The 20,074-nt window shown below is 64.2% G+C and carries 20 protein-coding genes and 1 pseudogene; 16 read left to right on the forward strand and 5 right to left on the reverse strand.

All coding sequences use genetic code 11. The features are described from left to right. The 3 genes and pseudogenes from recA to AAG801_RS11240 form a co-directional block, all read left to right on the forward strand. A pseudogene (gene recA / locus AAG801_RS11230) lies at positions 1-369 on the forward strand (recombinase RecA); the annotation flags it as partial. Positions 370-425: 56 nt separating this feature from the next. Beyond that, positions 426-899 carry a recombination regulator RecX gene (gene recX, locus AAG801_RS11235; protein ID WP_341888440.1) on the forward strand — a complete coding sequence of 158 codons (474 nt, stop codon included), beginning with the start codon at positions 426-428 and terminating at the stop codon, positions 897-899. Further along, positions 868-1,308 carry an SRPBCC family protein gene (locus tag AAG801_RS11240; RefSeq protein ID WP_341888441.1) on the forward strand — a complete coding sequence of 147 codons (441 nt, stop codon included), beginning with the start codon at positions 868-870 and terminating at the stop codon, positions 1,306-1,308. The genes recX and AAG801_RS11240 overlap by 32 nt, the downstream gene beginning before the upstream one ends. A gap of 12 nt (positions 1,309-1,320) precedes the next feature. On the opposite strand, the gene yiaA is transcribed toward AAG801_RS11240, so the two are convergent. Then, positions 1,321-1,761 carry an inner membrane protein YiaA gene (yiaA, locus tag AAG801_RS11245; RefSeq protein ID WP_341888442.1) on the reverse strand — a complete coding sequence of 147 codons (441 nt, stop codon included), beginning with the start codon at positions 1,759-1,761 and terminating at the stop codon, positions 1,321-1,323. 113 nt (positions 1,762-1,874) lie between these two features. Here yiaA and AAG801_RS11250 point away from each other — a divergent pair, with 113 nt between their 5' ends. Both AAG801_RS11250 and AAG801_RS11255 read left to right on the forward strand, forming a co-directional pair. Further along, positions 1,875-2,609 carry a hypothetical protein gene (locus AAG801_RS11250; RefSeq protein ID WP_341888443.1) on the forward strand — a complete coding sequence of 245 codons (735 nt, stop codon included), beginning with the start codon at positions 1,875-1,877 and terminating at the stop codon, positions 2,607-2,609. Between the two features lie 133 nt (positions 2,610-2,742). Next, positions 2,743-3,693, forward strand: a complete 951-nt coding sequence (locus AAG801_RS11255; protein ID WP_341888444.1) for a bestrophin family ion channel — start codon at positions 2,743-2,745, stop codon at positions 3,691-3,693. 77 nt (positions 3,694-3,770) lie between these two features. Here AAG801_RS11255 and argC read toward each other — a convergent pair whose 3' ends face one another. Next, on the reverse strand, positions 3,771-4,694 hold the full coding sequence (gene argC, locus AAG801_RS11260) for an N-acetyl-gamma-glutamyl-phosphate reductase (protein ID WP_341888445.1): 924 nt from the start codon (positions 4,692-4,694) through the stop codon (positions 3,771-3,773). A gap of 207 nt (positions 4,695-4,901) precedes the next feature. Between argC and sucC the strand changes: the two genes are divergently transcribed. The 9 genes from sucC to tfpZ all read left to right on the forward strand — a co-directional run bounded on the left by sucC (position 4,902) and on the right by tfpZ (position 14,131). Then, positions 4,902-6,068 (forward strand): ADP-forming succinate--CoA ligase subunit beta, encoded by a 1,167-nt coding sequence (gene sucC, locus AAG801_RS11265; RefSeq protein WP_099794140.1) that lies wholly within the window; start codon positions 4,902-4,904, stop codon positions 6,066-6,068. Positions 6,069-6,078: 10 nt separating this feature from the next. After that, entirely contained in the window at positions 6,079-6,972 is an 894-nt protein-coding gene (gene sucD, locus AAG801_RS11270) for a succinate--CoA ligase subunit alpha (RefSeq protein ID WP_101490797.1), read from the forward strand. Between the two features lie 116 nt (positions 6,973-7,088). Beyond that, positions 7,089-7,772 carry a TerC family protein gene (locus tag AAG801_RS11275; RefSeq protein WP_101490798.1) on the forward strand — a complete coding sequence of 228 codons (684 nt, stop codon included), beginning with the start codon at positions 7,089-7,091 and terminating at the stop codon, positions 7,770-7,772. Between the two features lie 28 nt (positions 7,773-7,800). Next, positions 7,801-8,610, forward strand: a complete 810-nt coding sequence (locus AAG801_RS11280) for a Stp1/IreP family PP2C-type Ser/Thr phosphatase (protein WP_341888446.1) — start codon at positions 7,801-7,803, stop codon at positions 8,608-8,610. Positions 8,611-8,683: 73 nt separating this feature from the next. Next, the gene (locus AAG801_RS11285; RefSeq protein ID WP_341888447.1) at positions 8,684-9,334 is read left to right on the forward strand and encodes an FHA domain-containing protein; all 651 of its coding nucleotides are present in this window, start codon (positions 8,684-8,686) and stop codon (positions 9,332-9,334) included. 137 nt (positions 9,335-9,471) lie between these two features. Continuing rightward, entirely contained in the window at positions 9,472-11,733 is a 2,262-nt protein-coding gene (locus AAG801_RS11290) for an adenylate/guanylate cyclase domain-containing protein (protein WP_341888448.1), read from the forward strand. Between the two features lie 29 nt (positions 11,734-11,762). Beyond that, positions 11,763-12,566 carry a 3',5'-cyclic-nucleotide phosphodiesterase gene (locus AAG801_RS11295; RefSeq protein WP_341888449.1) on the forward strand — a complete coding sequence of 268 codons (804 nt, stop codon included), beginning with the start codon at positions 11,763-11,765 and terminating at the stop codon, positions 12,564-12,566. 201 nt (positions 12,567-12,767) lie between these two features. Further along, positions 12,768-13,292 (forward strand): pilin, encoded by a 525-nt coding sequence (locus AAG801_RS11300; RefSeq protein ID WP_341888450.1) that lies wholly within the window; start codon positions 12,768-12,770, stop codon positions 13,290-13,292. 104 nt (positions 13,293-13,396) lie between these two features. Continuing rightward, the gene (tfpZ, locus tag AAG801_RS11305) at positions 13,397-14,131 is read left to right on the forward strand and encodes a TfpX/TfpZ family type IV pilin accessory protein (protein ID WP_341888451.1); all 735 of its coding nucleotides are present in this window, start codon (positions 13,397-13,399) and stop codon (positions 14,129-14,131) included. A gap of 302 nt (positions 14,132-14,433) precedes the next feature. Here the strand turns inward: tfpZ and AAG801_RS11310 are convergent, their stop codons facing one another. Beyond that, positions 14,434-14,805, reverse strand: a complete 372-nt coding sequence (locus AAG801_RS11310; RefSeq protein ID WP_341888452.1) for a hypothetical protein — start codon at positions 14,803-14,805, stop codon at positions 14,434-14,436. A 125-nt stretch (positions 14,806-14,930) separates the two neighbouring features. Here AAG801_RS11310 and AAG801_RS11315 point away from each other — a divergent pair, with 125 nt between their 5' ends. Together AAG801_RS11315 and AAG801_RS11320 are read left to right on the forward strand one after the other, a co-directional pair. After that, on the forward strand, positions 14,931-15,134 hold the full coding sequence (locus tag AAG801_RS11315) for a hypothetical protein (RefSeq protein WP_341888453.1): 204 nt from the start codon (positions 14,931-14,933) through the stop codon (positions 15,132-15,134). Beyond that, complete coding sequence (locus AAG801_RS11320; protein ID WP_341888454.1) at positions 15,131-15,424, forward strand: hypothetical protein; 294 nt, start codon at positions 15,131-15,133, stop codon at positions 15,422-15,424. The genes AAG801_RS11315 and AAG801_RS11320 overlap by 4 nt, the downstream gene beginning before the upstream one ends. 97 nt (positions 15,425-15,521) lie before the next feature. On the opposite strand, the gene AAG801_RS11325 is transcribed toward AAG801_RS11320, so the two are convergent. Next, the gene (locus AAG801_RS11325) at positions 15,522-15,773 is read right to left on the reverse strand and encodes an energy transducer TonB (RefSeq protein ID WP_341888455.1); all 252 of its coding nucleotides are present in this window, start codon (positions 15,771-15,773) and stop codon (positions 15,522-15,524) included. 414 nt (positions 15,774-16,187) lie between these two features. Beyond that, positions 16,188-20,072, reverse strand: a complete 3,885-nt coding sequence (locus tag AAG801_RS11330; RefSeq protein ID WP_341888456.1) for a PilC/PilY family type IV pilus protein — start codon at positions 20,070-20,072, stop codon at positions 16,188-16,190. Between the last annotated feature and the right edge of the window lie 2 nt (positions 20,073-20,074).

Here is a 20,074-nt window from a genome sequence, read left to right on the forward strand (position 1 = left end):
GCCATCGGCAACGAAACCAAGGTGAAGGTGGTGAAGAACAAGGTGAGCCCGCCGTTCAAGACGGCCGAGTTCGACATCCTGTTCGGCGAAGGCATCAGCCGCGAAGGCGAGATCATCGACATGGGCGTCACGGCCAAGATCATCGACAAGTCGGGCGCCTGGTACGCCTACAACGGCGAGAAGATCGGTCAGGGCCGCGACAACGCGCGCGAGTTCCTGCGCGAGAACCCCGACCTGTCGCGCGAAATCGAGAACAAGGTGCGCGAGTCGCTGGGCATTCCGCTGCTCGCAGCCGATGCCGGCAGCGAGCCGGAGAAGGCCGAGAAGCCGGCCAAGGCCTCGAAGGCCGACAAGGCGGCAGCGGAGTAAGTTCGACAAGGCGGCCTTCGCGTGTTGCGTGGGCCGCGTGAGCGACCCACCCCCGCATGGCTTTCAGCGCCCCCTCCCTCAAAGGCCGCGCCCTGCGCCTCCTGAGCCAGCGCGAGCATTCGCGCGCGGAGCTGGAGCGCAAGCTGGCGAAGCACGAGGAAGAGCCTGGCACGCTGGCAAAGGCACTCGACGAGTTGGCCGCCAAGGATTTCATCAGCGAGCCGCGCGTCGTGGCCTCGGTGCTGAACCAGCGCGCCGCCCGCTCGGGCGCGTTGCGCGTGAAGCAGGAACTGCAGGCCAAGGGCATCGCGCCCGAAGCCATCGCCGAGGCGGTGGCCGGTTTGCAGGAAACGGAAGTCGCGCGCGCCACGGCCCTGTGGCGTCGCCGCTTCGATGCGCCGCCGGCCGATCTGAAGGAGCGTGCGAAGCAGATGCGATTCCTGATGGCGCGCGGTTTCTCGGGCGCTGTCGTGTCCAAGGTGCTCAGGAGTGACTTCGATGACACAAGCGACGACAACCCCGACGAATGAAGGCGGCGCGCTCTCCCGCGTCATCACGCAGCGCGTGAACTGCGAATGGCGCGACGCCTATGCGCTCGCGTCCGACCCGAAGCGGCTGCCCGACTGGGCCAGCGGCCTTTCGAAAAGTGCACTGGTGCCGCACGGCGACCACTGGATCGTGCGCACGCCCGAAAGCGGCGAGGCCCGCATGCGCTTTGCACCGCCCAATGAGTTCGGTGTGCTCGACCACTGGGTGGCGCCCGAAGGCGTGCCCGAGGTCTATTTGCCGTTTCGTGTGATCGGCGTGGCGCCCGGTGTGTGCGAGCTGCAGTTCACGCTGCTGCGTCAGCCGCACATGGACGATGCGGCCTTTGCGCGCGATGCCGAATGGATCGCGCGCGACCTGCAGGCCCTGCGCCGCCTGCTCGAGGCGGGCTGAGCCGGGCCTGGCTTACTCGGCGGCGGCGACGTCGTCGGCCAGCGGGTTCTCGGCCTTGTACGAGGCGATGTCGCGCACGTTCTTCTGCACCGCCACCGCGCCGAACAGGCTCAGCAGGAAGGCCATGGCGTAGAAGCCCTTCTCGCTCGCAGCCAGCGAGGCGTTGAACAGGCCCACGGCCAACAGGCCGACCGACAGCAGCAACGAGACCCAGCACAGGCCGAAGTAGATGCCCGTGACCGAGATGCCCTCGAGCCGGTCGCGCACTGTCTTTTGCAGCGACACGGCGGAGAACAGGCCGTACATGAGGATGGTGAAGTAGTAGCCCTTCTCGTTGAGCTGCATCGCGGCATTCCACAGCCCGACCAGGTAGACGATGGCTCCGATGATCAGCGCGGCCCAGGAGGCGGCGACGAATGCAGCGGTCGGTTTCTGAAATCTGACGGTTCCCATGGCGATCCTCCTCGTTGTTGTGTGGCGCGATTATGGTGCGGGAAGGCGGTGGCATGATCGCCAGCGACCGGCCTCCCAGGAGGCGGCTTTCCAAAAAACCGGAGGAACCGTTCATGTCGTCACAACCCGCTCGTCCGCAGTCTCTTGTTCGCACCGGCGCCAAGGCCGGCTTCGCCTTCGCCGGCTCGGCCATCAAGGGCGCGCTGATCGGCCTGTTCCTGGGCGGCGGCGTGTTCTTCTATTACCTGAGCCAGCTGCAAGGGCCCGGCAACCCGGCCGCGCGGGCCGGTGGTGTCGGCGCCATCGTGGCCCTGATCACGTCGCCGCCGCTGCTGGTGGCCGTGCTGCTGGCGCTGTTCGTCGGCGTGTACTTTCTGCTGGGCGTGCAGCAGGGCCGCGCCCGCGCGATGCAGCATGTGGTCGTGGCGCGTGGCGAGGCCGTGTCGCAGCGGCTCGGCGACGCCATCGCGGGCCGCATCGAAGCCATGCCGCGCACGCACGGCGGCCTGCAGCGCGTGGCCGACTGGCTGTCGCCCGACGCGTTGTGCCAGCAACTCGCGCCGGTGCTCGGCGAAGGCCGGGCCGTGCGCACGGTGGTCGGCTTCGTGCTGGCCCGCCTGCCCCTGAGCGACATGCTGGCCGAGTGGCAGCAGGAGCGTGCGGCGCAGGGTGCCGCCGCACCGGCGACGGGCGAAGGCGCCACGCAAGACCCCGCGCTGCGCGCCCTGCTCACGCGCCGCATCCACGAGGTGCTGCAAGACATGTCGACGCCCTCGCGCAAGTCCTTCTTCATCGCGCTGGCCGTGCAGGCGGTCTTGCTGGGCGTGGGGCTGTGGCTCGTGCGCTGAGCCCGACCGTCTGCGTCGGTCTTGCGGCGTACAGCCGCCGTCGTGCTGATGCCCCGGCGACAATCGGCGCCTGCGCAGGCCTTGCGGCATGCGCGGCATCCATGCCTCCCCGTCTGTCCCTCCCCTCGCTTTCATGATCGTCCGGAAACGCCCGTCCGGGCTCAAGCTGTTCCTGTCCTGGCGGGGCTCCGTCCTGCCGCGCATCGCCGCGGCGCTCACGCTCAATGTGATCGTGGCCATCGTCGTCACGGTGCTGCACGGGCGCTTCGGCTCCATCAAGATTCCGCTCGGCACCGTGCCCTTCGCGCTGCTCGGCCTGCCGCTGGCGATCTTCCTGGGCTTTCGCAACACCGCGGCCTACGACCGTTTCTGGGAAGCGCGCAAGCTCTGGGGCGAGGTGATCCTGCGTTCGCGCAATCTGGCGCGCCAGTGCCAGAGCCTCATCGACGGCGATGCGCCGGTGAGCGCCGGCGCTGACACCGTCCGCCGACTGGACGACCTGCGCGTGCGCATGACCTTGCGCGCCGCGGCTTTTGCCCATGCGCTGCGTCACCAGCTGCGCGGCACCGATGCCGCCGCCGACACCCAGCCCTTCCTGCGCGAAGCGGAATGGCAGGGCCTGACGCAGGTCGCGAACCGGCCGCATGCGCTGCTGATGCACATGGGCGCCGACCTGCGCGAAGCGCTGCGCGCGCGGCGCATCGACCCGGCGCTGGCGGCGGGCGTCGACGGCACGCTGTCGGCGCTGAGCGGTGCGGCCGCGTCGTGCGAACGCATCCTCAGCACGCCCATTCCCTTTTCGTACACGCTGCTGCTGCACCGCACGGCGTACCTCTACTGCTACCTGCTGCCCTTCGGGCTGGTGGATTCGGTCGGGTTCATGACGCCGGTGGTGGTGCTGATCGTGGCCTACACCTTCTTCGGCCTCGACGCGCTCGGCGACGAGATCGAGGAGCCCTTCGGCACCGAGTCGAACGACCTGCCGCTCGAGGCGCTGTGCCGCACGCTCGAGATCGACCTGTGCCAGTCGGTGGGCGCCCCGGCGCCAGCGCCGATGGTGCCGGTCGATTACTTCCTGCGCTGAGGTTTGCTGCACGGAAAGCAAAAAGGCCGGTCCTTGCGGGCCGGCCTTTCGGGTCTGTCAGCGGTTGACGCAGCGGCTCAAAGGCCCAGCATCAGCTTGAGGTTCTGCACCGCGGCACCGCTGGCGCCCTTGCCCAGGTTGTCCAGGCGCGCGATCACCACGGCGTGGCGGTGGTCTTCGTTCGGGAACACGCGGATCTCGAGCTGGTTGGTGTCGTTGAGCGCCAGCGCGTCGAGCTTGCCGTCGTCGGTCGGCGGCAGCACCTTCACGAACTGTTCGGGCGTGTTGCTCTTGGCGTAGTGGGCGGCCAGGGCTTCTTGCAGGTCGCCGGCCTTCGGCTTGCCGGGCAGCAGGTCGAGGTGCAGCGGCAACTGCACCAGCATGCCCTGCTTGAAATTGCCCACCGACGGAATGAAGATCGGGCGGCGCGTGAGGCCGGTGTAGGTCATGATTTCGGGGATGTGCTTGTGCTTCAGGCCCAGCGCGTAGGTCTCGAACAGCGGCGCCTTGCCGGCTTCGTAGTCCTCGATCATGGTCCGGCCGCCGCCCGAATAGCCGCTCACCGAAGGCAGCGACACCGGGAAATCGGCCGGCAGCAGGCCCGCGTCGATCAGAGGGCGCACCATGGCGATGGCGCCGGTGGCGTAGCAGCCGGGGTTGCCGACGCGGTCGGCTTCGGCCACGGCCTGCCAGTGGCCTTCGACCAGCTCGGGAAAGCCGAACACCCAGCCGGGCGCCACGCGGTGCGCGGTCGAGGCGTCGATGATCTTGGGCTTTTTGCCCGGGAGCTGGTCGATCAGTGCGACCGACTCGCGCGCCGCGTCGTCGTGCAGGCACAGCACCACGAGGTCGACGCCGGCCATCAGCTCGCGCTTGGCGGCCACGTCCTTGCGCAGCTCGGGCGCGATGCTCACGAGCTCGATCTGCGGCATCGTCTGCAGCCGCTCGCGAATTTGCAGGCCGGTGGTGCCGGCTTCGCCGTCGATGAAAACCTTGGCCATATCGGAGTATGCGTAGAGTGGCTAGAAGAAAGTACGTATTGACCGCAACCGCACATCAAGTATTGGTGCGGCGCACCATGATACAGTCCGCGGTTGTTCGCCGCCCCCAGCCGTCAGGCTGCCGTCGCCCGCGAACAACAGAGCAGAAACAACAGTCTCACTCCCGATCTCCCGTTCTCAACCTCCTCCTTCCGAGAGACATCCCTCATGAAGATTCACGAGTACCAAGGCAAGGAAATCCTTGCCAAGTTCGGCGTGCCGGTGCCGCGCGGCATTCCGGCCTATACGGTTCAGGAGGCGGTCGAAGCCGCCCAGAAGCTTGGAGGCCCGGTCTGGGTCGTCAAGGCCCAGATTCACGCGGGTGGCCGCGGCAAGGGCGGCGGCGTCAAGGTCGCCAAGTCGATCGAAGACGTCAAGAAGCTGGCTGGCGAGATCCTCGGCATGCAGCTCAAGACGCACCAGACCGGCCCTGAAGGCCAGAAGGTCCGCCGCCTCTACATCGAAGACGGCGCCGACATCAACAAGGAATACTACATTTCGGCCGTGACCGACCGCGCGACGCAGAAGATCGCGTTCATCGCTTCGAGCGAAGGCGGCATGGACATCGAGGAAGTGGCCCATTCCACCCCCGAGAAGATCATCACGGTCTACGCCGACCCCAAGGACGGCCTGACCGACGCGCAAGCCAAGGAAATCGCCGACGGCATCGGCATGCCGGCCGATTCGACCGCCCAGACGGTCGACATCCTGAAGAAGCTCTACGCCTGCTACATGGAGACGGACGCCTCGCTGGTCGAGATCAACCCGCTCAACCGTGACAGCAAGGGCAACGTCATGGCGCTGGACGCCAAGTTCAATTTCGACAGCAACGCGCTGTTCCGCCACCCCGAAATCGTGGCCCTGCGCGACCTCGACGAAGAAGACGCGGCCGAAGTCGAAGCCTCGAAGTTCGACCTGGCCTACATCTCGCTGGACGGCAACATCGGCTGCCTGGTGAACGGTGCCGGCCTGGCCATGGCCACCATGGACACCATCAAGCTGTTCGGCGGCGAGCCGGCCAACTTCCTGGACGTGGGCGGCGGTGCCACCCCCGAGAAGGTCACGGAAGCCTTCAAGATCATGCTGAAGAACAAGAACGTGGAAGCCATCCTCGTGAACATCTTCGGCGGCATCATGAAGTGCGACACCATCGCCACCGGCGTGATCGCAGCCTGCAAGGCCGTGAACCTGCAAGTGCCGCTGGTCGTGCGCATGAAGGGCACCAACGAAGTCGAAGGCAAGAAGCTGCTGGCCGAGTCGGGCCTGCCGATCATCAGCGCCGACACCATGGCGGACGCGGCCCAGAAGGTCGTCGCAGCAGTGAAAAAGGCCTAAGGAACAAGTCATGTCGATCTACATCAACAAAGACACCAAAGTCATCACGCAAGGCATCACCGGCAAGACCGGTCAGTTCCACACCGAAAAGTGCCAGGAATACGCGAACGGCAAGAACGCCTTCGTGGCCGGCGTGAACCCGAAGAAGGCCGGCGAGTCGATCTTCAACATCCCGATCTTCGGTTCGGTGAAGGAAGCCGCCACGCAGACCGGCGCCACCGTGTCGGTGATCTACGTGCCGCCGGCAGGTGCCGCAGCCGCCATCTGGGAAGCCGTTGAGGCCGACCTGGACATGGCGATCTGCATCACCGAAGGCATTCCGGTCCGCGACATGCTCGAGGTGCGCAACCGCATGAAGGCCAAGGAAGCGGCCGGCGGCAAGAAGACCTTGCTGCTGGGCCCGAACTGCCCCGGCCTGATCACGCCCGACGAAATCAAGATCGGCATCATGCCCGGCCACATCCACCGCAAGGGTCGCATCGGCGTGGTCTCGCGCTCGGGCACGCTGACGTACGAAGCCGTGGCTCAACTGACGGAAATCGGCCTGGGCCAATCGTCGGCAGTCGGCATCGGCGGCGACCCGATCAACGGCCTGAAGCACATCGACGTGATGCAAGCCTTCAACGACGATCCCGAAACCGACGCCGTCATCATGATCGGTGAAATCGGCGGACCGGACGAGGCTGACGCAGCCCGCTGGTGCAAGGACAACATGAAGAAGCCGGTCGTCGGTTTCATCGCCGGTGTCACCGCCCCTCCCGGCAAGCGCATGGGCCACGCCGGCGCGCTGATCTCGGGCGGCGCCGACACGGCCGAAGCCAAGCTCGCCATCATGGAAGAGTGCGGCTTCACCGTGACGCGCAACTTCTCGGAGCTGGCAAAGCTGCTCAAGGGCAAGCTCTAAAAAGCACTCGTACCGCTGGCGGCATTCCCGCCGCTCGCATTACCACGCAGAAATGAAAAAGCGCCCGCATTGAGTTGCGGGCGCTTTTTTAACTACAACACAGTGGAATCAGAGACATGGAACTTCTTCAAAGCACGGACTTCTGGATCGGCCTGATCAAGATCGTCTGGATCAACATCATCCTTTCGGGCGACAACGCCGTCGTGATCGCCATGGCGGCGCGATCGCTGCCGCCCGCGCAACAGAAAAAAGCCGTGCTGTTCGGCTCGGGCGCGGCCGTCGTGCTGCGCATCGTGCTGACGGTGGTGGCGGCCAAGCTGTTGGCGTTGCCCTACCTGCAGATCATCGGCGGCGCCCTGCTGCTGTGGATCGGCCTGCAGCTCTTGAGCGAGGAAGACGACGGCGACGGCGAGTCCAAGGAGTACGGCAGCATGTTCGTGGCCGTGCGGACCATCCTGCTGGCCGACCTGGTGATGAGCCTGGACAACGTGATCGCCGTGGCGGCCGCCGCGCAAGGCAGCATGGTGTTGCTGGTGTTGGGTTTGGCCATCAGCATCCCCTTGGTGATTTTCGGCAGCACGCTCATGATCAAGCTCATGGAACGCTTCCCGATCATCATCATGCTGGGCGCTGCGCTGATCGGCTGGGTCGGCGGCGAAACCATCGTGAGCGACGTGTCGCTGCATGACGCGCTGGCGGCCAACCCCTGGATGCACTACGCGGGCGCAATCGCCGGCGCGGTGCTCGTCGTGGCCCTGGGCCGCTTCCTGCAACGGCGCGCACGCGCTGCTGCGCACTGATCTTCAAAAAAGCGAGCGCTGACAAACGATGGCAGGTGTTGGCGTTTCTCTTTTCTCCAGTCGACCGGCCCTGAGCTGGGAGTTTGCGGCACTGACCGATGTCGGGCGCCTGCGCGCCCACAACGAAGACGCGGTGCATGTCGATCCGGCCCTCGGCCTGGCGCTGCTGGCCGACGGCATGGGCGGCTACAAGGGCGGTGAGGTGGCCAGTGCCATGGCCATTTCGCTGATGCACGCGAGCTTCGGCCGCTGGTTCGCCCAGGCCGGCATGCAGGCGCCCGCCCGCGTGGTCCGGCGTGCGCTGCAGGCGGCCACCGACGAGGCCAACGGCGCCATCCTCCAAGCGGGCGTCATCCACGAAGAACTGCGGGGCATGGGCACGACCCTGGTGCTGGCGGCGTTTCGCCCGCAGCGCGTGGTGGTCGGCCACATCGGCGATTCGCGCTGCTACCGCCTGCGCAACAACAAGCTGGAGCAGCTCACGCGCGACCATTCGCTGCGCCAGCAGCAGCTCGACGCCGGCGCCATCACGCCCGAAGAGGCCCTGAACTCCCCCACCCGCAACCTCGTGACGCGGGCCTTGGGCGTGGAAGCCCAGGTCTTGCTGGAGATGCACGAGCACAGTGCCAGACCGGGCGACCTGTACATGCTGTGCTCCGACGGGCTCAGCGAGATGGTGCCGGATGCGCAGCTTTTCACGCTTTTGACTCGCGATCTCGGCCTCAAGGAGATGGCTTCACTTTTGGTTGCAATTTCAAACGACAATGGCGGACGGGATAACATTTCAGTTGTTCTGGCCAAGGCGGGCGTCAGCGAAGCGACCCGCGGGGCCATGTAGCAGCCAACCCGGGCGGCGGACCGTTTGCGCCGCCTGAAGGTGCTGGATCTTTGCAAACGGGGAGTAATCGGCCATGCCGAAGATGATCATTTCGGTCGATGGTGTCGTCATCGGCCAAGTGGCGCTCGCCAAGAATCGCACGACGTTGGGCCGCCGCGCCTACAACGACATCGTGATCGACAATCTCGCCGTCAGCGGCGAGCATGCCGTGCTGCACATGAGCGGCGGCGAAGTCGAAATTGAAGATCTCAACAGCACCAACGGCACCTACGTCAATGCGCTGGCCATCCAGAAGCAGGCGCTTCAGGACAACGACGTCATCGAGGTCGGTGGCTGCCGCATCCACTTCCGCTCGCACAGCAACCTCATGGTCGGCCCCGGCTCCGTGCGGGCCTCGCTCTCCGAGTATTCGGCTCCGATGCCCCTCTCGTCGGCGCCCACCGAATCGGGCGCGCTGGTCGAGCTGGGCGTGCCCATGCTGCGCGTGCTCTCGGGCACCAACGAAGGTCAGGACGTCCCGCTGCAGAAGGTGGTCACCACCATCGGCAAACCCGGCGTGGCCGTGGCTGTCGTCACGCGTCGCCGACAAGGCTACGTGGCTGCCACCGTTGTCGGCAGCGTCACGCTCAACGGCGTGCAACTGGGCGCCGAAGCCGTCGCGCTGCAGGAAGGCGACGTGCTCGAACTCGGCGGCGCCACGCGCATGCAGTTCGTCCGGATCTGAGTCGCCTCGGGCGCCCTGCTCCGCTCCCCGTTTTTTTGCCGTCAGGCATCCGTTGTCCAAGGCTGACCAGCCATGAGCGCAGCGCCGGGCCGCCCCAAGCAAGCTCGCACCGCAGTGCGAAGCACGAAGGTATGTCAATGAGCGTGTTGCGGCGGCACTGGCCGCGCATCACCATCACGCTGCTGCCAGTGCTGCTGGCGCTGCTCCATGCCACCGGCATCTGGCGGTTGGGCGTGATCGAGCACCTGGACCACCTGATCTACGACGCCCGCCTGCGCGCCACCATGCCGGGCACGCCCGACACGCGGGTCGTGATCGTCGATGTCGACGACGCCAGCCTGGCGCGCGAGGGCCAGTGGCCCTGGCCGCGCGACAAGATCGCCAGCCTCACCACTGAACTGCTGGCCCGCCAGCACGCGGCCGTGCTCGGCTTCGACGTGATGTTTCTCGAGCCCGACCGCAGCTCCGGCCTCGGGCGCCTGAAAGAGATCGCAGCCGGTCCTTTGCGCGATGTGCCGGGCCTTTCCGCCGAGATCGACCAACTCGCGCCAACCCTCGACCACGACGCGACCTTGGCCCAGGCCCTGCGCGGCCAGCCTGTGGCGCTCGGTTATTACTTCACGCGCACCGAACAGCCCAGCGCCAAGGGGCTGCTGCCGGCGACGCCGGTGCTGCCGCCCGAGGCTTTTCCGCCCCATGCGTCCTTCGTCACGCTCTGGAACGGGTTCGGCGCCAGCCTGCCGGTGCTGGCGCGCGCGGCGCCGGTCGCGGGGTTCCTGAACACCCTGGTCGGTGACGGCGACGACGACGGCGTCATCCGCAGCGTGCCGCTCATCGCCCGCTACGAGGGTGAGCACGCGTCGCCCGGGCACTACGAGTCGCTGGCGCTTGCGGTGTACCGGCTGGCGAACGGCTCGCCGCCGGTGCGGCCGGCGCTCGTGGCCGGCGACGGCAACGTTCCGCGCCTCCAGGCGCTGGTGCTCGGGTCGTTGCGCATCCCGGTCGACCAGAGCGCCAGCCTGCAGGTGCCGTTCCGTGGCCCCGGCGGTCCGCGTGCCGGGTCGTTCCGCTACGTGGCCGCTGCCGACGTGCTCGAGGGCCGCCTGGCGCCGGGTGAGTTGAAAGGCAAGATCGTGCTGCTCGGCGCCACCGCTCCCGGCCTGCAGGACCTGCGCGCCACCCCGGTCGGCGCCGCGTTCCCGGGCGTCGAAGTGCACGCCAACATCGTCTCGGGCTTGCTTGATCAGCGCCTGCTGGCCGTGCCCGACTACGCGCCGGGCTACGAAGTGCTGACCGTGCTGGCGGCGGGGCTGCTGCTCGCGTTCGGGCTGTCGCTGCTGTCCGCATCGCGCGCCGTGCTGCTCGGCGCGGGCGTGGTCGCTGCGCTGGTCGGCCTCAACACCTGGCTCTACATCGGCCACAGCCTCGTGCTCCCGCTGGCGTCGGCGCTTTTCATGGCGGCGCTGGCTTTCGCGCTCAACATGAGCTGGGGCTACTTTGTCGAATCGCGCGCGCGGCGCGGGCTGGTGCGGCTCTTCGGCACCTACGTGCCGCCGCAGCTGGTCGACGAAATGCTCGTGCGCCCCGGCCGCTACAGCATGCGCGCCGAGAGCAAGGAAATGACCGTGATGTTCTGCGACATGCGCGACTTCACCCGGCTGTCCGAGCAGATGGCGCCGGCCGAACTGCAGGCCTTTCTGAACACCGTCTTCAGCCGGCTCACCGAAGTGATCAGCGCGCACCGCGGCACCGTCGACAAATACATGGGCGATTGCGTCATGGCCTTCTGGGGCGCGCCGATCGACACCCCCGACCACGCCGCGCTCGCCGTGCAGGCCGCGCTCGACATGGCCGCCGCCGTGCACGACATCAACCGCCAGCACCGCGCAAACGGCCGCCCCGAGATCAGCGCCGGCATCGGCCTCAACAGCGGGCTCATGAGCGTCGGCGACATGGGCTCGACCGCGCGCCGCAGCTATACCGTGGTCGGTGACGCGGTCAATCTCGCGTCCCGGCTGGAGGGCTTGAGCGGACACTACGGCGTCGAGATCGTGGCCAGCGGCGCGACCCGCGAAGCGGCCCCCGGCTTCGTCTGGCAGGAGCTCGACAGCGTGCGCGTCAAGGGCAAGGCCCAGGCCGTCGCCATCTACACCCCGCTTTCGGCGCAGGCCGGCGCCGAGGCGCAGGACACCACGCGGCAGCAACTCGACCGATGGAGCCAGGTGCTCGCCGCCTACCGCCGCCAGGATTGGGCGCTGGGCCGAAACTTGCTGGCTCCCCTGCTCGCCGCGGATGCCAAAAAAGTCCTTTACCAGCTCTATGCCCAGCGTTTAGCCTCGATGGCGCTACGCCCGCAAGACCCGGACTGGGACGGCGCCACCCGGTTCGACACCAAATAATGTCAGACGCACACAAGAGGTCTTCCACCATGCAGGTACGCGTGCTGGGTTGCTCGGGCGCCATCGCCAAGGACTGCCGCACCACCTCGTTCCTGGTCGATGCGGACCTGCTCGTGGACGCCGGTACAGGCGTCGGCGATCTCACCCTCGACGAGATGGCCGCCATCGACGACGTGGTGCTCACCCATTCGCACCTCGACCACATCGCCGCCCTGCCCCTTATGCTCGACGCCGTCGGCAGCCGCCGCACCCGGCCGCTGCGCGTGCATGCATTGGCCGCCACCATCGACGCGCTGCGGGCGCATGTGTTCAACAACGTCATCTGGCCGAATTTCGAGCGCATTCCCAGCCCCGAATCGCCCTTCGTGAGCTTTCACGAGATCACGGTCGGGCAACGCCTCGCGCTGGGAAGCGGCGCCCCCAAGATGATCGAAGTGCTGCCGGCAGTCCACACCGTGCCGGCCTGCGGCTTCGCCATACGCCGGGCCGAAGGCGGCGCCCACTGGGTCTTCAGCGGCGACACCGAACGCAACCCGCCCTTCTGGGAGCGCATCAACGCGATCGACGTGGCGATGCTGGTCATCGAGACCGCCTTCAGCTCCCGCGAGGAAGCCCTGGCCGAACGCAGCCTGCACCTGTCGCCGGTGGCGCTGGCGCACGAGCTGGCGCAGATCGATCCGGGCAAGCAGTACCCGATCTACATCACCCACACCAAGCCCGCAGAGACCGAAGAAATCATGAGCCAGATCGAGATGCTGGCGGGGCGCGAGGTGGCCGGATTGGCGCAGCGGGACATCCGCTGGCTCAAGGCGAACGGGGTGCTGACCTTCTGACAGAGCCCGGTCGGGCATGACAAATTTGTCGACACAATTGGCATCTGAGTGCGAGTTGTGTCACATCATGTAACCAACTTGTGACCAAAGACGGCCCGATCGAGGGCTGCAGGGTGGGGAAGCCGGGTGGCACGGATGCTGCGGAAGTTACCCCGCTCCGGGCTGGTTCCCGGGCTTTACAAACCAACCTGGAGTTAATGAATGAACCGTCGTTCTATCGCACGCAATGTGCAAAAGGGTTTCACCCTGATCGAGTTGATGATCGTTGTGGCGATCATCGGTATCTTGGCCGCTGTGGCTCTGCCGGCGTATCAGGACTACACAGTGCGTGCTCGAGTATCTGAAGGTCTCGTTGGTGCCGGTGCCGCCAAAGTACACGTCGCAGACATTCTTTCGTCCGGTCAAGACAGTACGAACGGCTACTCTTCCAATTTCAATGCCCCCTCGGCATCTCAAAACGTGACGTCTATCGTCATCGCGGCAGTGACTGGTCAAACGACCATCACATACACCGCCCGTGCAGGCAATGGTACTTTGGTGCTCGTTCCCTACACTGGCGTTGCTGGCGCTGTTTCCGCTCTGCCCGATGCCACGGCTGCATTTACTCCCCCCGCAGATGCGATCCAGTGGCAGTGCCATTCGGATACCGTTGCGACGGTAGTCTCTCCGGCAGTTACCGCAGCAGCTACTCTGCCTGTGCGCTTTGCACCCGCAGCTTGCCGTTGATTGGTTGACTGATATAAGAAGAGCGCTTCGGCGCTCTTTTTTTTACTTTAAATTCATTGGAAAAATTGAAGTGTGGTTTTAATTTTGAAGATGGCTGAGGCTTCATGAGAAATAGGATTCTGGCATTTGGAATTCATGTTGCCCTTTCGGCATTTCTGGCGGCCAGCGCCATGGCCGTTGTTTATCTTATTTGGTACCCCTCTCCGTTAGCGGAGGCTGTGGGTGTGGGTAAGATTTTTTTGCTTCTCATTGCTATTGATGTGGTGATTGGCCCTCTTCTGACTTTTATTGTTTTCCGGCCAAACAAAAAAAGTCTCAAATTGGATCTTGCTTGTATTCTTGTTTTGCAGATGGGCGCTTTTTCCTACGGGTTTCATGCAATAGCTATTTCGCGACCCGCATGGATTGTTTTTAGCGTCGATCGATTTGATGTCGGACAGGCTAATGAGCTGGAAGGAAGATTTTTAAAAATTGCTAGCCCGGAATTTAGAAGCATCCCCTGGGGCGGGCCACGATGGGTCGCTTCATTAATTCCAAGTGATAGGGAAAAGCGCAATCAACTGATTCTGGAGTCGACGACTGGCGGAGCTGATCTGGCTCAACGTCCCGATTTGTATGTGCCAATGGAGCAGGTGACTCCAGAGGTCATAATGAAATCTCGTCCATTGAGTGAACTGCTCCAACTTAATGATTCCGAAGCGTATGCGGTTGCTTTGGAGAAGTGGCCAGAAGCCAATGCTTGGCTTCCTCTTGTGGCAAAAAACAAGGCGATGGCAGTGCTGATGAAGAAAGAGCTTGGGACGCCACTAGCAATTGTGAATCTGAAACCTTGGAGGTAAATGCATAAAATTTATGCATTGAAGAATAGGGGTCAGAAAATAGAGGGGCAGAATTCAATTTCCAGCTGCGTCATTTTGGTGCAAAGGCTCGGCTCGTTTCGGAGCGCCGACGCGCAGGCGCTCATCGACAATGCGGTCTTCAGCCGTCGATTCCGAATCCGCCAGATGCGCCCCAAGCCCTGCAAATCTCCCCAGTGAAGTCGGCCCGCATTGACGCGGCCGCAGAAGTGCTTCAACACCCTGATCCGCCAGAACGAGAAGGCCCGCCAGACGCTGGCGGCGTGGCATGACGGCATCGGCACCTACCGCCAGGCCCACGTGCAGGTGGTGCTGCCGCTGGAAGACGAACTGCTGGCCGCGCGCAGGCAATGGGTGTTCGCGCTGGACGAACTACTGGGCCAGCCGCGCGGATGGCCCAAACCGATCGCGAGACACCGCGTGAACTGGTGTGCGACGCCGCAGGCGAGTTGCTGCATGCGCGTGACGGTGACGACGATGGTGATGACGAAGAACTCAAGGTGCTGTTCGCCCGGCACGCCGAGATCGACTTCGGCACCGAGCGGCAGCAGATGGTGCGCGCGATGAAGGACGTGGCCGAAGCCATGACCGGCCTTGATCTGGGCGATGACGAGGGCATCGACACGCAGGACGACCTGCTCGCGCGCATGCAGCATGGGCTGCAGGCGAAGGCGGCGGCGGCCCAGGAAGCCGACACAGCACCCAGGCCGGGTCGGGCCGCAAGAAGGCCAGCGCCGCGCAGCAGCGGCGCGAAGCCGAAGCGCAACAGGCCACGCAGTCCGTGCGCGACATCTTCCGCAAGCTCGCCAGCGCCCTGCACCCCGACCGCGAAACCGATGCGCAGCAGCGCAAAGTCAAGACGGCGCTGATGCAGAAGGCGAACCAGGCCTACGCGGCCAACGACCTGCTCGCGCTGCTGAACTGCAACTGCAGATCGAGCAGATCGACGCCAGCCATATCGCGAACGCCAGTGCCGAGCGCTTGAAGCACTACAACAAGGTGCTGGGCGAGCAGCTGGCGGAACTGAAAGCGGAGATCGAGGGCGTCGAGCTGCGGTTCTGCTTCGACCACGGGCTCGAACCCGGGGGCGCCGCCATCGACCCGCGCAAGCTGGGCCCACTGCTCGGGCAGCACCGTCGGCAGCTGCGCCTGGAACTGAGCCAGCAGCAGCGCGAGTTGGACATGCTGGCCGACACGGCAGCGACCAAGCGCTGGCTCAAGCAGCAGCGGCAGTTGCTGCGCGAGCCTGCGTACGGGTTCGACCCTTTCTTTTGAGCGCGCCGACCGGCACTGCGCTTGCTTCGTCAGTTCGCGATGACTTCCCGCCACATGATCCGCGTGAGATTCGATGCGAGAGCCATAGAGCGCATCTTCACCGCATCGCCAGCGATGTGTTGTCGAACACCACTTCCACTCGCAGCCGCGACTTGACTGCCCGGCCATCGACTTCACCGGGAGAAAACTCCGCGGCCATGAACGCCTCGCGTGCGGCTTGCTCGAAAGTCGAGGGAAGTGTCGGCTCCTCTGCATCGACGCGTTGAACCCGACCTTGCTCATCGATGAAGAGCAAAAGAATGCCCACAAGTCGGTCGACCGCTAGTTCGCCAAGCGGAGGCTCGAGCACGATGCTCGTCTTGGCAACGGGTGGTGTCGATAGCCGGCTGCGTGGAACGTAGTTGTCGACCTCAACCTCGCTTGTGACGGAGGCAGGCGGCGCAGTAGATGGCGTGCTTGCCGAAGGTTCCTCCGTAAGGATCGGTTCCCTCCCTGATGAATGAGGCGCTCCGGTCGTCAGAAGGACGGCATGGACTGGCAAAAGCGGGGGCAAGGAAGGATGGGCGCGGACCGTTCGCACTCGCATGGAGGCGACAGCACTTCCAACTGCACCGTTCGCGGCCTGCCTTGGGGCGACGGATGAGATGCATGTCGAAAGCGCAGCAACGTGGAGTGCCAGAGAGAGCATTGCACTCGCACAAAGTATGTATCGCATCTTCGCCTGGCCCGGCGCACGCCGGGCCGGGACCGCTTTTATCGCAGATCAGTCCACCAGCTCACGCCAGGAGGTCCGATGCACACTGCCAGAGCCTGAGGACGTTGCCACCGGCGGCGTTTCAACCACGTTGTCGCCATTGCTCTTCTGATAAATGATGCGGGCATTGCCATTGCTGTCCTGCACCCATGTCATGCCCATGATCAACCCGTCAGTGCTCCAGAGTCCACCGGCCGGGTTGGTGGTGACTACGCCGCCATTGGCCACGTTGAGGTAGTAGCGCCAGGCCGTACCGCCCGATGCACACGCATCGCCGTTCGGGATGGCGGTGGCAATCGACAGGGTGCTGTATTGCAGGCCCAGGTTGGTGTTCACGCGTTCACGCGAATGTGGCAGGTCAATCCACCATCCCCCTTTGGTCGACCAGTTGACCGCCGTGTTGGATACCGAGGCTGCTGTGGCAGTTGCCACGGGGCCGTTCAAGGTGAATGTCTGCCTGACGAAATTCGCGGTGTCGGCGCGCACGTCGCTCCATCCGGTGGCGGTCAGCGTGTCTCTCACTGCGTAGATGCTTTGCTGCGTCGAATTCGCAATGTCGGATGCACCGAGGTACTGGCCCGTCGCAACCACGACCACCGGTCGGCCTGAAATCTCGACGGTTTCCGGCTTGGTGGTGATGGGTTGCGGCGTCGAGGCATCGACCTGGAGCTTGGCGAGTCGCATCGCTGCCCGGTTGGGCGGCAGGAGCGCGTCAATATCGAAACGCCAGAGGTTGCCTTGCAGATCGCCGCCATAGAAGCGCTTGGCCGTGTTGTCGCTGGTGCTTTCGATCCAGGCGTTGATCTTGGCCAGGCCGCTCGGATCCGTGTTGCTGCCATCGCTGGTAGCTATGTCCAGCAGCAGAGCGCCGGTATTGGCATTCAACACGTAGAGGTGGCCCTTGCCATCGGCGTTGTTGTAGCCAGAGGCGAAGGCAACGATCCAGGTGCCGTCGCTGCGTTTGGCAATCACCGGGTTGCCGAAGCTGAGGCCCAGGTTGGCGTCGGTGAACTCCCAAAGGGCTTTGGGGTCGTTGGGGTCGGTGATGTCGAGCGCGTAGTAGCCGCGTCCGCCGCTGTTGAGGCCGCCAACGACGATGGTCTTCCAGGTGGTTCCGACCTTGATGTCGCCCATGACTGGCGCTCCATCCACGGAGTATTGGTGCTTCGAGCCATAGCTCGTGTCGGCCATCTTGTAAAGGTTGGGCATGACGGCGCTCGGAACATAGGCCCAGAGCTCGGTGCCGCCCGTGTCGTTGGTGGCGGCCGAGAAGGCGTGCAGCATGCCGTCGTTCGAGCCCACATACACCACGGGCGTGCGCGTTGCCTTCGCCGTGACGAAATCGGCATACCCTGCATCGGCGTACCGGAACGGCGGCTTCCCGACATGGACTGGAGCGCCGTTGATGATGTCACCCAGCACATGGTCGCGCTTGCGATAGAGCGCGGCGATGTTGGTGCTGGAGCCATCGACGCTGGCCGATTCGTGGGTCCGTACGCCGCGCAGATAGTTGACCAGGTTGGCGCCGTTGTTGGCCACGGCCTTGTTGCTGGCTGACAGCTGCGAGCATTGCGCCGAGACGAGTGTCTGGCTGCAGAGATTGTCGAAGTAACCCTTTTGCGTGGCACTCAGATTTCCGTACTCGAAGCTCCGAAGGGCCGACCCGTCGCTGAAGTAGATCCTGCGGGACGACGCGGACGTCGCGTCGAGCTTGGCCTGCGCCGACCAAGTCGCGGTACTCGCAATGACGCCCGTCGAGCCGTTGATTGAAAAGGCTTGGAGGTCACCGGTCCACAACTGCGTGGTGTAGCTCGCTCGGAATACAAGGTTGTTGTCGCCGGCCACCAGTTGAAGCGAACTGGTCGAGGCGGTGGCGCCCGAGCCGGCCACTTGCTGCACCGAGGTGACGACACCATTGATGGCTTCGCTCAGTGCACCGGCATCGAGTGCCGAGTAGTACTGGCCGCGGCCATTGACGGCTGCGTGCCACAGGTCGTCGACGTTGGTGGCGTTGCCACCCTCGCCGTTGTTCAGATCCGCGCCCTCCGGCACAGGCCAGGTCAAGGCGCCGCTGGTCAGTTCGGCGTAGGTGCCAGCGGTCTGTGTCAGGTAGTTCTTGTCGTAAGGCAGCGTGCCACTCACACCCAGGCCGATCGTGAACGAATTCATGTGCTGCCATGCGGCCTTGTCGTTGCCGACCGGACGCACGATGTTGCTGCAAACATCCTGGCTGCTGCCGGAACTGTTCGAGGTGCAATTGCCTAGCGCACTCGTGCGCAGGTCTGTTGCAAAGTAGTACTGGGCGACGTCAGCCAGTGTGTTGCCGGTACCTCCAGATGTAGACGGCGTTTGAGTGGGTGTGCCCGCAACAGGGGGCTGGCGAACCGGTGTCGAATTGGATGTGACCGCCGGTGTAGACCATGCACTCCAGGCTCCTTGGGCCGGATTTGAATAGGTTGTCTGGTCATCCCCTTTGGCCGTCTGGTAGGACGTGTTCGAGGTCCCGCTCGTAAAGCTGCTGCTAGCAGTGGGAGGGCCATTGCCGGTGAATGTCTCGGTCGGCGTCGCCGTGTTGATCCAGGTGGAGGTCGTGCGTGGGCTGGTGCTTCTGGATGTCTCGACACCATCGGTTGTCACGACTGTCTCGGTGTAGGACTCGGTTGCAGATTGCGGCGTTGTACGGGTCCGGGTTTGCGTCTCGGTGTAGCGCTGATTTGTGCGCGTAGTGACGCGATACTGCCCCTTGTTCGGGTTGGAGGCCTTGGGCGTTGAAGAAACCGTGACGGAGGTGCGCGTCCAGTCCCTGGTTTGCGTCTGGGTGGAAAGCGCGTTCTGGGTCAGCGCCACGGTGTGGGGCGTCACCGTGGTAACGATCACCCGCGTTTCGTCCCGCATCGGGCGAGCTTCGGTCCCGTCTTGCTGCCCGATTTCGCTGGTGCCGTTGAGCTTCAGGCCTTTCGCCTTGTTCCAGTAGCCATCCGTAGAAAGCAGCGCGTAGTTGCGTTGGCAAGAGTACTGGACCGGATCGTAGGTTTGGCCAGGAGCTTTGTTGGCGAAGTAGCGCCCTGCCTTGGATAAGGCCGCGCGCAAGGGTGTCCAGCCGTTAGGCGAAGCGTCGTAGAGGCTCCTGTAGAAGTTGGTCTTCTGGTCGCTATCGAAATCCTTGACGTCCCGAAAGTAATTCCCGCCATCTACTGCCGTTCCATCGCTGATTGTGCTGAAGCCCACGCGATAGCTCGAGTCGAGCACCGAGATCGCTCGACCCATGGCAGTGCGCATCAACAGGTAGCGCTTGCGGTAGTACGAGTACCAGTTGGCGTAGTTCTGAGCATCTGCGGAAGCGCTGGTGACCGTTACGCGGGTGAAAAGGGCACTAGGCGTCGTGCACTCGTTGTAGAAGGTGTTCCGGACAGCGCCGCTGCTGGTGTAGACCCAGCCCATCTTGGGTTGGGTACCGCTGTAGGTGTAATAGAACCGGTCGCTGAGGTTCGTGGTGGAACTCGATGTGTCATAGCCATCGACACGTGCCGCTGTAAAAACCGCATTGGGATAGGACGTCCCATCTGCATTGAGCGGTGGCGAATAGGTCATCAGGGGGTCGTAGGCCACGCCATTGCACTGGGCAGAGCGGAATCCATACCTGCCGTCGTCGTTGTACATTTCGTCAGGCATGTAGTCTCTGTCCATGCTTCCCGAGTCGTCGAGAACGAACAACAGGTTCGGCTTGGCTTGAACCGCAGGGAGCGTCGCCAGCGGCTGATTCGATAGGTCGGTGGGGGCCGCTTCGATCACGGGAGCGAACGACCCCAGCAGCAATGCGCAGACCATCACCGCACAGCAGATGGCCTGCCTTTGGTACTTGCGGTCGAGGACAGGGTTGGATCTATTTTTCATGG

The organism is Variovorax sp. YR752 (assembly GCF_943372545.1).